The organism is Laceyella sacchari, assembly GCF_004343255.1.
In the GTDB taxonomy this organism is placed as follows: Bacteria; Bacillota; Bacilli; order Thermoactinomycetales; family Thermoactinomycetaceae; genus Laceyella; species Laceyella sacchari.
The window spans coordinates 349,489-362,891 of sequence record NZ_SMDD01000003.1 but is presented as its reverse complement, the minus strand read 5'-3'; the positions used below and the strand labels follow the sequence as shown (position 1 = coordinate 362,891).

General features: G+C 50.4%; 15 protein-coding genes. All 15 read left to right on the top strand.

Annotated elements, in window-relative coordinates; all coding sequences use genetic code 11:
• Positions 1-35: 35 nt before the first annotated feature.
• The 15 genes from EDC32_RS12130 to EDC32_RS12060 all read left to right on the top strand — a co-directional run bounded on the left by EDC32_RS12130 (position 36) and on the right by EDC32_RS12060 (position 13,378).
• Complete coding sequence (locus EDC32_RS12130; RefSeq protein ID WP_022736650.1) at positions 36-227, top strand: alpha/beta-type small acid-soluble spore protein; 192 nt, start codon at positions 36-38, stop codon at positions 225-227.
• Positions 228-335: 108 nt separating this feature from the next.
• A complete protein-coding gene (yqfC, locus tag EDC32_RS12125) occupies positions 336-593 on the top strand; it encodes a sporulation protein YqfC (protein ID WP_035951802.1) in 258 nt (85 codons plus the stop codon).
• Between the two features lie 13 nt (positions 594-606).
• Entirely contained in the window at positions 607-1,800 is a 1,194-nt protein-coding gene (yqfD, locus tag EDC32_RS12120) for a sporulation protein YqfD (RefSeq protein WP_158283359.1), read from the top strand.
• A 4-nt stretch (positions 1,801-1,804) separates the two neighbouring features.
• Positions 1,805-2,773 (top strand): PhoH family protein, encoded by a 969-nt coding sequence (locus EDC32_RS12115; RefSeq protein ID WP_132222524.1) that lies wholly within the window; start codon positions 1,805-1,807, stop codon positions 2,771-2,773.
• A gap of 22 nt (positions 2,774-2,795) precedes the next feature.
• Positions 2,796-4,952 (top strand): HD family phosphohydrolase, encoded by a 2,157-nt coding sequence (locus tag EDC32_RS12110; RefSeq protein WP_132222522.1) that lies wholly within the window; start codon positions 2,796-2,798, stop codon positions 4,950-4,952.
• Complete coding sequence (gene ybeY / locus EDC32_RS12105; RefSeq protein ID WP_132222520.1) at positions 4,949-5,419, top strand: rRNA maturation RNase YbeY; 471 nt, start codon at positions 4,949-4,951, stop codon at positions 5,417-5,419. Before EDC32_RS12110 ends, ybeY begins: the two co-directional genes overlap by 4 nt.
• An 11-nt stretch (positions 5,420-5,430) precedes the next feature.
• On the top strand, positions 5,431-6,126 hold the full coding sequence (locus EDC32_RS12100; RefSeq protein ID WP_132222518.1) for a diacylglycerol kinase: 696 nt from the start codon (positions 5,431-5,433) through the stop codon (positions 6,124-6,126).
• Positions 6,127-6,195: 69 nt separating this feature from the next.
• The gene (locus tag EDC32_RS12095) at positions 6,196-6,603 is read left to right on the top strand and encodes a cytidine deaminase (RefSeq protein WP_132222516.1); all 408 of its coding nucleotides are present in this window, start codon (positions 6,196-6,198) and stop codon (positions 6,601-6,603) included.
• The gene (era, locus tag EDC32_RS12090; RefSeq protein ID WP_425460177.1) at positions 6,593-7,495 is read left to right on the top strand and encodes a GTPase Era; all 903 of its coding nucleotides are present in this window, start codon (positions 6,593-6,595) and stop codon (positions 7,493-7,495) included. Before EDC32_RS12095 ends, era begins: the two co-directional genes overlap by 11 nt.
• 82 nt (positions 7,496-7,577) lie before the next feature.
• Positions 7,578-7,709: a YqzL family protein gene (locus tag EDC32_RS12085; protein WP_132222512.1), complete on the top strand. Its 132-nt coding sequence runs from the start codon at positions 7,578-7,580 to the stop codon at positions 7,707-7,709.
• Positions 7,710-7,726: 17 nt separating this feature from the next.
• Positions 7,727-8,479, top strand: coding sequence for a DNA repair protein RecO (recO, locus tag EDC32_RS12080; protein ID WP_158283358.1), 753 nt, complete (start codon positions 7,727-7,729; stop codon positions 8,477-8,479).
• A 342-nt stretch (positions 8,480-8,821) separates the two neighbouring features.
• On the top strand, positions 8,822-9,709 hold the full coding sequence (gene glyQ, locus EDC32_RS12075; RefSeq protein WP_029071852.1) for a glycine--tRNA ligase subunit alpha: 888 nt from the start codon (positions 8,822-8,824) through the stop codon (positions 9,707-9,709).
• Positions 9,706-11,787 (top strand): glycine--tRNA ligase subunit beta, encoded by a 2,082-nt coding sequence (glyS, locus tag EDC32_RS12070; RefSeq protein ID WP_132222508.1) that lies wholly within the window; start codon positions 9,706-9,708, stop codon positions 11,785-11,787. The genes glyQ and glyS overlap by 4 nt, the downstream gene beginning before the upstream one ends.
• Positions 11,788-11,874: 87 nt before the next feature.
• Positions 11,875-12,453 carry a GNAT family N-acetyltransferase gene (locus tag EDC32_RS12065; protein WP_132222506.1) on the top strand — a complete coding sequence of 193 codons (579 nt, stop codon included), beginning with the start codon at positions 11,875-11,877 and terminating at the stop codon, positions 12,451-12,453.
• Between the two features lie 190 nt (positions 12,454-12,643).
• Positions 12,644-13,378 (top strand): Imm26 family immunity protein, encoded by a 735-nt coding sequence (locus EDC32_RS12060; protein WP_132222504.1) that lies wholly within the window; start codon positions 12,644-12,646, stop codon positions 13,376-13,378.
• Positions 13,379-13,403 lie beyond the last annotated feature (25 nt).

Sequence of the window (13,403 nt, the reverse complement as noted above, 5' to 3'; positions counted from 1 at the left end):
ATACTAAGTGTACCAACATGAAGGAGGTGGGGAGGATGGCCCGATCCAATCGTAACCGCTTATTGGTGCCGGGTGCGGCTCAGGTGCTCAACCAATTTAAAGAAGAGATTGCGGCTGAGTTTGGGGTGAATCTAGGGTCAGACACGACGTCCCGTGCAAACGGCTCAGTCGGTGGAGAGATCACCAAGCGCTTGATATCTCAAGCACAACAAGATATGAAAATCTAATACGTTGGTGCAAGCGGCACAACTTTGGTTGTGCCGCTTTTTACTTTTCATAAACGAAGCCAACCAGGCATAAGAGTTAGCAAGAAGAAGAAAAGGGTGCAAACATATATGCGCAAATGGGCATCTGATTTTTTCGACTTGCCGGCGGATGTGACGCAAGAACTGCCGCGTGTAGAAATGTTGGGAAGCTCCCAATGTCTTGTGGAGAACATTCGCGATGTGGAGCGGTTTGAGCCCCAGCAATTGACGTTGAAGCTCACGCAAGGGCGGCTGTCAATCCGCGGCCAAAGTCTGAACATTAAAACGATAACGCCTGGCATGATATTGATCGAAGGCCAGATACATTCATTGAGTTATGAGGAGTAAGGGGCGAGCACATGTGCAATCCATCTACGGAAAAGTGGAATTGGTCTGCAAAGGGGAACGGTTACTCGATTGGATAAACCAAGCTGTGCAAGCACAAATCCCATTGGAACACATACGCTGGGAAGACAGTGGAACCATCCGCCTCACTGTCCCCCTGCCGCATTTTTTTCGCCTGTACGCCTTGGGCCGGCAAACGGGGGTTCGGATGCGCATGGTGCGGAAAGAAGGGGTGCCGTTTCTATGGAAGCGGGCGAAGCGAAGGAAATTTTTCTTCATCGGCATTCCTCTTTTTTTCTTGATGTTGGTGACGTTGAGTTCATTCATCTGGAATGTTCAGATTGAGGGCACTGAACGCATTCAAGCGCAACATGTACAAGCACTCTTGAAACGGGAAGGGGTATATCGCGGTCAGTGGAAAGGAAACCTTCCAGACCGCGAACAGGTGCAACACCAATTGCTCATGCAGTTGCCGCAGGCAGCTTGGATTGGCATGCGCGTAGAAGGGACACGCGTGGTAGTTACCGTGGTCGAAAAAAAAGAAGTGGGTCGGCCGGGGGGAGACGAAGCCGGGGCGGGCCCCGTTCATTTGGTATCAACCAAAAATGCGCTCATATACGATATGCAGGTCATCCGTGGAAATCCCCAAGTAGAAGTGAATGATGTGGTCAAAAAGGGGCAAATTTTGGTATCCGGCATCTATGGTAATCAAGATGACCCCAAATCGGGAAAAATAGTGGGAGCCCAAGGTAAAGTGTGGGGGGAAGTGTGGTACGAATCAGATGTGTCCGTGCCGCTTGAACGTAAGCGCAAAGTGTATACGGGTGCAAAGGTGAAACGGAAGCGCCCCTACCTGTTTGGCTGGGTGATTCCAAATCCATGGGGGGAACCGGTGGGTTTCGCCAAACACGAGACAAAGGAGCGCGCTTATGCCCTGTACGTCGGGAAATGGCCCTTGCCGGTTGGATATATAGAAGAAGAAATCATGGAAGTCGAATGGGTGGAGGAGAAGTGGGAACCGAAGCAAGCGATTCAGCTTGGACGCGCGAGGGCCAGCGACGAAATGCGGCAAAAATTGGGGCGGGACGGACGGATTCTTGGGGAAAAAGTTTTGCACACTCGCGTGGAGAATGGTAAAGTTTATTTGAAAGTACACTTTGATGTGATTGAGGATATCGTTAAAAAACAACCGATTCTGCAAGGAGAATGAGCCATTGCAAAATCATGAAACCACAGTGAAAATCAGAGTGCGGGATACCGCGGAAGCGCTTAGCCTGTTTGGGCCACAAGATGCGCATTTGAAGCAGATTGAAGCCAACACCAACGCAAAGATCCATTCACGCGGCGAAGAGATTGTGATCCAAGGGCCGAAGGAAGAAACGGACGTCTTGGAGCCGTTGTTCAACGTTTTGTTGAAGCTGATCCGCAAAGGAATGACTTTGACTGACCGGGATGTCATTTATGCCCACCGTTTGGCCAAGCAAGGCATGGTTGACGACTTGTTGGATCTGTTTCAAGAAGAAGTCGGCGTCACGCAAAAAGGGAAAGCGGTGCGTGTCAAATCCATCGGACAGCGCCATTATGTTTCCGCCATCAAAAAGTCGGACATCGTGTTTGGTGTCGGACCTGCGGGGACAGGTAAAACCTTTTTGGCTGTCGTGATGGCGGTGTCGGCATTAAAGTCACATATGGTGAAGAAAATCGTCCTCACCCGCCCGGCGGTGGAAGCAGGTGAAAACTTAGGGTTTTTGCCCGGTGATTTGCAAGAGAAAGTGGATCCGTACCTCCGTCCGCTTTATGATAGCTTATACACCATGTTGGGTACCGAACAAGTGAGCAAGATGATGGAACGAGGTCTGATCGAGGTTGCTCCGTTGGCGTATATGCGGGGAAGAACGCTTGAAGATTCGTTTGTCATTTTGGATGAAGCGCAGAACACTACGCCGGAACAGATGAAGATGTTCTTGACCCGTCTGGGCTTCGGTTCCAAAATGGTGATAACGGGGGATGTGACCCAAGTGGATTTGCCCAGAGGAAAGCAGTCGGGTCTGAAAGAAGCCGAGCGTATTTTGGCTAGGGTACCCGAAATTAAGTTCATCCATCTGGGGCAGGAAGATGTTGTGCGCCACACGTTGGTGCAGAAGATTATTGATGCATACGAGCTTGATGAAAATCAGGAATAAGAGATAAGGAGCCGGTTCAACGATGAAAGAGAAAAAGGAACCGTCATCCACAGGCGCGCTGTCATGGTTCACTGACAGATGGAAAACGAGCATACGCATGCATTTGTTGTTATACGCGATCTTTGGGATCGCGTTCTATTTATTGCTCATAAAACATATTTTACCTGAGCGGGTAGAGATTCAAACGGGCATGGTGAGTCCGGAAACCATCGTCTCTCCAGTGACTAAGATTGACATGACGGCTACCGAAGAAGCCAAGAAACAGGCGGCAGAGAAGGTGGATCGGGTTTATGCCAAGGATGATCGGTTGACCAATCAACAGATAGACAAGATTGACCGTTTTTTCGCGGATATCCGCAAAATCCTTTCCGATGACGGCCTGTCCCAAGCCCAAAAGGAAAAACAAGTGAAGACGGTGTTGAATGAAACGATCTCGGATGATTTTCCAGAGTCCTTCTACCATACGCTGTCCACCTTGTCTCCTGAAGCATTGACGGGTGTACGTTTGAAAGCGCGTGAAATCGTTCATGACATTTTGGAAAAAGGTGTTCGCCAATCTGAATTGAAGGAGAAGCGCGAATCCGTCGACGACAAGATTTTGGCTACGATGATTGAAAATTCATTGGACTCCAAGGCGCGGGTCGTCCTTAGGGAGATTGCCAAAAAAAGCATTGTGGCCAACGAATTTTACGATGAGAAGCAGACGGAACAACTGCGCGATGCGGCCAGAGAGGCTGTTCGGCCGATCCCGATCAACAAGGGACAAATTATCGTCGCGTTGGGTGAAGTGGTTACAGAAGACCAATACCGCAAGCTGGAGGAGTTGGGGTTGCTACGCAAGGACAGCAATTTTTTGCCCCACTTGGGCTTAGGCCTGCTGGTGATTTCCTTGTTAAGTGCCCTGTTCTTCTACATTCGCCGTTTTCACCGCTCCGTATTCCGGAACAACGCAAGGCTAGTTCTGTTGTTCAGTGTGTTGTTGTTAACCCTTGTGGGGATGAAGTTTATCGCCTTTGGGCAAAATTTGGAATGGAGTATGATTGGCTATCTGGCTCCGATCGGTTTGGGAACCATGTTGATCACCCTGCTTTTAAATATGGAGCTCGCCATCGTCTGTGCCATGCTGTTGGCTGTGGCCGCAAGCATGATATTTAATGGAGAGAACCATTTGTTGTTCGATTTCCGGTATGGATTGGTCTCTTTGATCAGCGGTACCGCCGCGGCGTTCGCTTTGACTGATATGCGCAAGCGTGGCGCCATATTGAAGGCGGGGGCGGTTGCAGCCGTGGCGAGTATGTTTCCGATTACCGCTTTGCATTTTATGTTGCCTTCAGAGGGGACCTGGACGGTTCTACTCCAATCGCTGGCTTTTGGCGTGCTCTCTGGGTTGTTTTCAGCCGTGTTGACAATGGGCTTTTTGCCCTACTTTGAAACGGTGTTCGGCATCCTGTCTCCCATGCGCTTGATCGAACTCAGTAATCCAAACCATCCGTTGCTGCGGGAGTTGTTAATCAAAACCCCGGGTACCTATCATCATTCAATCATGGTTGGTAATTTGTCTGAGGCGGCTGCGGAAGCGATCGGGGCAGATGGGTTGTTGGCCCGCGTGGGTTCGTATTACCATGATATCGGGAAAACGAAGAGGCCGCAGTTTTTCATTGAAAACCAACTGAAACGCTTAAATCCCCATGACAAGATTTCACCTAACTTGTCCAAAACGATCATCATTTCCCATGCGCGGGATGGTGTAGAGATTTTGAAGCAACATAAAATCCCCAAGCAGATCCAGGATATCGCGGCACAGCACCATGGGACGACCTTGATCAAATACTTCTACTACAAAGCATTGCAGCAGGAAAGAGATGGCGATCAGGTGCGTCAAGAAGATTACCGCTATCCAGGACCGAAAGCACAGTTTAAAGAAGCGGCGATCGTGGGGATTTGCGATTGCGTCGAAGCGGCGGTTCGTTCGTTGCAGCGGCCGACGCCGTCGCGCATTCAAAACATGGTTCACAAGATCATCCGGGATCGCTTGGAAGATGGACAATTCAACGAATGTGATTTAACCTTGAAAGAGTTGGAAATCATTGCTAACTCGATTTGTGAGACCCTGCAAGGCATTTTCCATTCACGAATCGAATATCCGGAAGAACCCGTCAAAGGAGCAAAACAAGGATGAAGTGTAAGATCGAGCTAAATGTGGAAATAACATTGACACCAGATGAACAACATGCGATCAACTGGGTGGAAGCCGCGCTCAATCGGGCGGCAGAGGTGGAAGAACTGCCGCCCGTCGAAGTCTCGGTAACCATTGTGGATAATGAACGCATTCATCAATTAAACAGAGAATATCGCGATGTGGACAGACCGACGGATGTCCTCTCCTTTCCGTTGTGGGAGCCGGATGAGGAATGGGTGATCGATGAGGAAGAAGAGCGAGTGGCACTCGGCGATATTGTGATCTCCCTTCCCAAAGCCAAGGAGCAGGCTGAAGCGTATGGCCACTCCCTGGACCGTGAAGTAGGTTTTTTGGCTGTCCATGGCTTTTTACATCTGCTTGGCTATGACCATGAGACCAAAGAAGAAGAGAAAGAAATGTTTGCGAAACAGGAGGAGATTTTAAGCCTGGTTGGTCTCCATAGATAGGAGGCAAGCTTGTGTGGGTGACAAAACTGATTAAAAGCTTCATTTATGCGTTGGAGGGATTAAAATATACGATCGGTACCCAGCGCAACATGCGGATTCATTATATCGCGGCTTTAATCGTCTTATTGCTCGCCATGTACCTCCCGATGAGCAAAGTGGAAGTCTTGGTTTTATTTGTTACGATCATCTTGGTGCTGTTCGCCGAATTGATCAATACGGCGATTGAAGCGTTGGTTGATCTGGTGACTGAAGAGTATCACCCATTGGCTAAAGTGGCCAAGGATGTGGCGGCCGGCGCTGTTTTGCTGACGGCAGGCTTGGCTGTGATCGTGGGCTTTAGCGTGTTTTATCCCTATCTTCAGTCGTTGTTTTTTTCGCTTAAGACGTCGGAAACGGCGTCCTATCCCGCCAATATGGGATTAGCAGTTATTATTGTATTTAATTTCTTTTTGACGATGTTTCTCAAAGGGTGGTTGCACCGTGTGGATTTGGCTGGTTGGGAACCCAGTATGATCACGTCGCTCTCTTTTTGCGTGGCCGCTTTAATCATTGCGGTGACAGGGAACCTCTACATCGGGTTATTGGCTCTGTTGCTTTTGGGGATGGTGATGGGCGTCCGTTTGCGGGATCAAGTGAACCGCAAGCCCATCCTGCTCGGCGCGGCCTTGGGAACCATCGTGGCCGGAATAGGGGTGCAATTCTTGTAATGCTCCCCTTTTTTTTTCTATAATAATGGAACCCTGTTTAGCATGTGATTGTTGTTTAAGGAGAAGAGGATGGAAATGGAAAAGTTGATCGAAGCTGCAAAATCGGCAAGGCAGCGGGCGTATGTGCCCTATTCTCAGTTTCCCGTCGGTGCGGCTTTACTGACGGCGGATGGGAAGATCATCGCCGGCTGCAACATAGAAAATGCGTCCTATGGATTAAGTAACTGCGCGGAGCGGACAGCGCTGTTCAAGGCTGTGTCGGAGGGGTACCGAGCGTTGGAAGGGATTGCGATTATCGCCGACACCCCGGGGCCGGTTTCCCCTTGTGGAGCTTGCCGTCAAGTCATGGCGGAGTTGTGCCCGCCTGATATGAAAGTGTGGCTTGCCAACATGAAGGGAGAAACCATGGTGACGACAGTGGGTGAGTTGTTGCCGGGAGCGTTTGGAAAGGAAGATTTAGATGGCCATGGACAATAATTACCGCTCGGGATTTGTAGCATTGATCGGTCGCCCAAATGTGGGCAAATCCACGCTGATGAACCATGTGGTGGGGCAAAAGATCGCCATCATGTCAGATAAACCACAGACGACTCGCAACAAAATTCGTGGGGTGTATACCGATGAGAGAGGGCAGGTCGTCTTTTTAGACACGCCGGGAATTCATAAGCCACATTCCAAATTAGGGGAGTTTTTGGTCAAGACAGCCCGGGATGCCCTCGATGAAGTGGATTTGGTGTTGTTTTTGATTGATGCCGCGGATGGGTATGGGCCAGGGGATCGCTATATCATGGAAAATCTGCGCAATGTGAAAACCCCTGTGTTTTTGGTCGTCAACAAGATTGACCAAGTTCATCCTGATGAGTTATTACCGCTGATCGACCGTTATCGTAAGGAATATCCGTTCAACGAGGTCGTGCCGATTTCGGCGTTGCAGGGTAACAATACCTCTACGTTGATGGATTTGTTGATAAGCCATTTGCCGGAGGGCCCGCAATATTATCCCGCTGACCAAGTGACGGATCACCCAGAGCGGTTCATTGTCGGGGAATTGATTCGTGAAAAAGTGTTGGAGATGACTCGCGAGGAAATTCCCCATTCGGTGGCAGTGGTGATTGAGGAGATGAAGCGGCGTGAAGACAAAGACATTGTCGACGTCCGCGCGGTCATTTATACCGAGCGTCCTTCCCAAAAGGGGATTTTGATCGGAAAGAAAGGCTCATTGCTGAAGGAAGTGGGGAAACGGGCCCGCGAAGAGATGGAGCGATTGCTTGGAACCCGTATCTTCCTCGATCTGTGGGTGAAAGTGAAGAAGGATTGGCGCAATGAGGAGATGATGTTGCGGCAATTCGGATACCGCGAAGAAGAGTAATACCAATTTTTCCATCTAATACTCCTCGCCTTTCTAGTTCATCCTAAGTTTGTGTATCGCACAGCCGAAAGGATGATGCTAGTTGCGAAATCTGGCCTGGAATATCTTTCAGCGAACGGGAAGCGTTGACGCTTACCTGTTGTACAGAGATTTGGCAGTGCCCCAGCAAACGGACGGAAATGACCGCCCGGAAGAGGACGAGGAGGACGGTTAGGAGAAAGGGCGATTCGCTTGTTGAACAAATTTGAAGGGATTGTCCTGAAGGCTCGGGATTATGGGGAAAGCCATCAGATAGTGACGGTGTTCACTGAGTTTTTGGGCAAAGTGGCCTTGATGGCCCGCGGGTCCAAAAAAACGAAGAGCCGTTTCAGCGCCGTGACCGAGCCTTTCACCGTCGCCCATTTCGTCAGTTTCGGCGGCGGTGGCATCGTTTCCTTGTCTCAAGCGGATCTGTTGGATTCGCATCATGGGATCCGTTCTGATTTATTGCTTACTACATATGGAGCATATTGGTTTGAATTAATTGATAAAAGTTTGGCGGAGAAAGAACCGCATCCTGCTTTTTACCGCCTTCTGAAAACCATGCTGACCCGGCTGGAACAAGGGACCGACCCTGAAATTTTGACCAGGGTCATCGAGTTGAGAATACTTTCTCTCGCCGGAAGTGCACCCGTGTTGGATCATTGCACGCATTGCCTTCAAGATGCGCGTCCGGTTCGGTTTAGTGTGACCCAGGGCGGCTTTTTGTGCGAAGCATGCGCCCATCTTGATCCACGCGGGCTTTCGGTATCGCCAGCAGTAGCCCGCATCTTACCGCTGTTGGGCCGCCTTGCCCCCGAACGAATGGGCGAAGTGTCGGTCAAAGCAGAAACAAATGAACAGCTGGAGACGTTGCTCCGCGCGTTTATGCAAGAGCATCTGCCTTGGGAGTGCAAATCGCACGCTTTGCTTGACAGCATACGCAAAACTTGGGCTGGCGGATGATTGACAACGGCTTTTGGTTTTGTTATATTTTTTGCCATGAAACGCTTGCTTGTGATATAGAAGCAAGCCGCAGGCTAGATCAATGCGAGTGTGCGTGAAGAAGGAAAAGGAGTAGCCAAGACGGCCGTGCAAAGCGAACCGGGGAGGGTGGAAGCCTGGTGACGGTGCTTGGTGAAGGGCAGTTCCGGAGCGCACCATACTGAGAGCGGGCTGGCGATACGTTGTCAGCCAAATAGGGTGGAACCGCGGGAAATAACCTCTCGTCCCTATGGCAAACACTTCTTTTGTCATTGGACGAGAGGTTTTTTAGTGTTTAAAAAGACGTGGGGGGTTGTGTATTTCATGAATATGCAACAAATGATCAAACAGTTGCAGGAATTCTGGTCGTCACAAGGTTGCGTCCTCGTGCAACCATACGACACGGAAAAAGGGGCTGGCACGCTGAATCCGATGACGTTTTTGCGCGCGCTCGGCCCGGAGCCATGGAAAGCGGCGTATGTGGAGCCTTCGCGCCGTCCAGCTGACGGGCGCTATGGCGAAAATCCCAACCGGTTGTATCAACACCATCAATTTCAAGTCATTTTAAAGCCGGTGCCAGAGAATATCCAGGAAATTTATTTGGACAGCTTGAAGGCACTGGGGCTTGATCCGCTTCAGCATGACATCCGCTTTGTGGAAGATAACTGGGAAAATCCCACTTTTGGTGCCGCGGGATTGGGCTGGGAAGTATGGGTTGATGGAATGGAAGCAACCCAGTTCACCTATTTCCAACAAGTGGGGAGCATGGATGTAGAGCCGGTGTCGGTGGAGTTGACCTACGGTCTGGAGCGACTGGCACTCTACATACAAGACAAAGAGAATGTGTATGAGCTTGAATGGGTGGATGGCGTAAAGTATGGTGATGTTTTCCAGCAACCCGAATACGAGCATTCCAAATACACATTTGAAATCTCGGATAAAGAATGGCTGTTCCAATTGTTTGACCAGTATGAGCGTGAGGCGAAGAGAGCGTTGGAAGAGAATTTGGTTTTCCCGGCATATGATTATGCGCTGAAATGTTCCCATACCTTTAACCTGCTCGATGCACGGGGAGCGATCAGTGTGACCGAACGCACCGGTTACATTGGCCGGGTACGCAACCTATCACGCCGCATCGCCCGCGCGTACATTGAAGAACGTGAAAAACTGGGCTTCCCATTATTGAAAGACAAGGGAGGGGAATCGAAATGAGCGAACGGGATTTGCTATTGGAAATTGGTTGTGAAGAGGTGCCGGCGCGGTTCATTGACGGGGCGGTACAGCAACTGGGAGATAAGTTGTCCGCTTGGTTGACAGAAAATCGCATTCAGCATGGAGCAGTGAAAACCTATGCGACACCGCGGCGCCTGACGGTGCTTATCCACGCTGTGGCTGAGAAGCAAGCCGACAAGGAAGAAGAAGTGAGAGGCCCAGCAGCGCGGATTGCTAAGACCCCGGACGGAGGCTGGAGCAAAGCGGCGGAAGGATTTGCGCGCAAAAACGGGTTGACCGTCGACCAGCTCACGTTGAAAGAAGTGAAGGGTGAGACTTATGTGTTCGCCCAATTGCATCAGCCAGGTGAAGAGACGGTTGCCCAGCTGCTAAAGGGGTTGCCGGAAGTGATCTCCAGTTTGCACTTCCCAAAAACCATGCGGTGGAATGACCGCACCCGATTCATTCGCCCGGTGCGCTGGTTGGTCTGCTTGTTTGGAGAAGAAGTGGTGCCAGTGGAATGGGCGGGGTTAAAGGCTGGCAATCTCACCCGTGGACATCGTTTCTTAGGACAGGAAATTGCGCTCTCCACACCGGAGCGCTATGTAGAGGACTTGCGCGGCCAATATGTGCTCGCCGACGTCGAAGAACGCCGCAACTTGATTTTGAGCCAATTGCGGCAACTGGAGGAGACGCACAACTGGAAAATCCCCGTTGATGAGGGTCTGTTGGACGAAGTGACGCATCTGGTGGAATACCCGACTGCGTTTTATGGCACATTCTCCGCAGAGTACTTAGCAGTGCCTCGTGAAGTGCTGATTACTACCATGCGCGAACATCAGCGGTATTTCCCGGTGGAAGACCGATCCGGCCAATTGCTTCCATTCTTCGTGGCTGTTCGCAACGGTGACAGCAACGGGTTGGAGAATGTGGCCAAAGGGAATGAAAAAGTATTGCGCGCGCGGCTGGCCGATGCCCGCTTCTTCTACGATGAAGATTTGAAATTGCCGATAGAAGAGGCCAATGCGAAGCTGGCCAACATCGTCTACCAAGAAGAGTTGGGTAGCGTCGGTGACCGGATCGGACGGATTGGAGAGGTGGCTCGGATTTTAGCCGAACAAGGGGGCTTGCCAGTCGACCGATCCAAACTGGATCGCGCTGCCGCGATTTGCAAATTTGACCTGGCTACGCAAATGGTCGGGGAATTCCCGGAATTGGAAGGCATCATGGGCAGCCATTATGCATTGGCGCATGGAGAAGACGCGGAAGTGGCAAAAGCGATTCATGAACACTACCTGCCCCGTTTTTCAGGAGATGACGTGCCGCAGCATCTGCTCGGCGGATTGATCGGTTTGGCAGACAAAATGGATGCCATCGCCGCTAGCTTTGGTATCGGCATCCAGCCGACAGGTTCGCAAGACCCCTATGGCCTGCGTAGAAAAGCGGCCGGCATCGTGCAGATTCTGCTGAGCCCCTCCTTCCAGTCGCTTTCGCTCACTGCGTTGATCAAAGCGGCGGTGGATCAGTTGGCGCAGGCTGGTCTTCTCAAAGTAGAACGCCTTGAGGTAGAACGGGATTTGCTCCAATTCTTCGCTTTGCGCCTGAAAGCCGTCATGCAAGAGATGGAGATTCGCTATGATGTGATCGAGGCGGTGTTAGGAGGAGAACTGTCGTATCCAGCGTTTATCATCCGCAAAGCGCAAGTACTGATGGATCAGTTGGATCGAGATGCGTTCAAATTGGAAGTGGAAGGTTTCACCCGCGTTGCCAATTTGGCGGCCAAAGCAGACGATACAGCGGTGACGGCCGACTTGTTCGCTGATCCGGCTGAACACAGCTTATATGAAGCCCTTAACCGCGCCAAAACGGAGTGGGAGCGGGCCAAAGAGAACGATGATCCCAGCGCTCTCTACCACGCCCTGATAATCATGGTGCCGGAAATCCATCAATATTTCGATCAGGTCATGGTCATGGTTGATGATGAAACGGTGAGAAAAAACCGCTTGGCCCTGTTAAGGGAAATCACGTCGTTGACAAGCGCATTTGCCGCGTTTGAACATGTGGTTTTCCCTTCCTGATTTGTATGCAAAACGCAAGCTTTCACTCGCTTGCGTTTTATTTACAATGTGGATTCCCATCACTCGCTGTGAAGGAGGAAGAGGACGTTGTTTTATTTTCAGGTAAATGAACAGCTTTCATTAAAGTTGCCCACACAAGCAGATCGGGAAGAGTTATACGCGGTCGTCGATCAAAATCGCTTCCATTTGCGTCCTTGGCTGCCTTGGGTGGATGATATGAAATCACCCGACGACTATGAATCCATCATAAAAAATTGGTTGAACCAGTACGCTGACAATCAAGGATTCCAAGCAGCGATGGTGCTTAAAGGCCATATTGTCGGCATGATTGGTTTCCATCAGTTAAACTGGCTCAACCGTCAGGGGGAGATCGGTTACTGGCTTGCTGCCGATCAGCAAGGAAAAGGGCTGGCAAGCGCTGCAGTCCGGGCGCTTCTTGCAATTGGCTTTGAGCATTATGGTCTCAATCGCATCGAGATTCGGGTGGCAGCCCCCAACCATCGAAGCAGGGCGATCCCAGAACGATTGGGATTTCGTCAGGAAGGGATATTGAAGGAAGCTGCCCATCTGTATGGGCGATTTGAGGACATCGTCATATACGGGATGACAGCGACGGATTATCATCAGGGAGTTGGAAGGGAAGGCACCGGTTGTAACATAAAATAAAAGATTTAAAATAAGATGTGGAACCATTATGTATGCTGATTAGCCATGGAATGGGAAGTAGTGATGGATGCGGACGGATAGGGTTTTACACGCTATCCGCTTCTGTCTGCATCGATGAAAGGCAACAATCGGCATCGTTTTTGAAACCATTAGATATATGCCAAATATTGGGAGAGTGTGATACCCGATCATGCCAAGAAAAAAAGAGACAACACCAAAGAAACCGCATCCGCATGAGCAAGAGTTGAGCCAAATGTTAAGTGAGACTTGGGTTAATCTCGCCCGCACCAGTGTCGAACAAATCGGACGCACACCGACATTGGAAGAATGGCAGGGCATCATGCAAGTCTCCCTCGCCATCGCGGGAGAACGCGCCAGTGACGAACTGGCTGGCAAGCAAGTGACCGATTGCAAAATCAAAGTGAAAAAAGCGCCCAAATCGGCCAAATCAGATCAAATTCAACCGGGTGACATCGTGGCAATACCGCTGTTGGACGGTAAGCTGACCGGATACGGCATGATTGTCCGCGGTGGGAAGCCGGATGAGCCTTGGTACCTCGAATATTATGATCTGTTCAGCAAAAGAGCGATGACCTTGGCCACCTTCAAGAAGAAAGAGAAAAAACAAATATTTACTTTGTGTACGGAGGCGGCGCCGATTCTGACTGGCGCTTGGAAACGGATCGGCAAAATGCCGTTTGATGAGGCCGCCTATCAACTGCCTGATTTTTATGGATACGACATCACGTTTTTTGGGAACAGCCGTTTATATTATATCAGCCGTGGGGCGGCCAATTCGCCGGATGCCAGGGAATACGGCGTCTCCAAAGAGGAGGCAGAAGCAGTGCGCAATCCAGACGGCATCCATTCACGACAGCAAGTGGAATCCTGGTTGTATGAGGTATTCGTAAGTGCCAATCAATAAAGCAATCGAGGCCGGAGGGAAAACG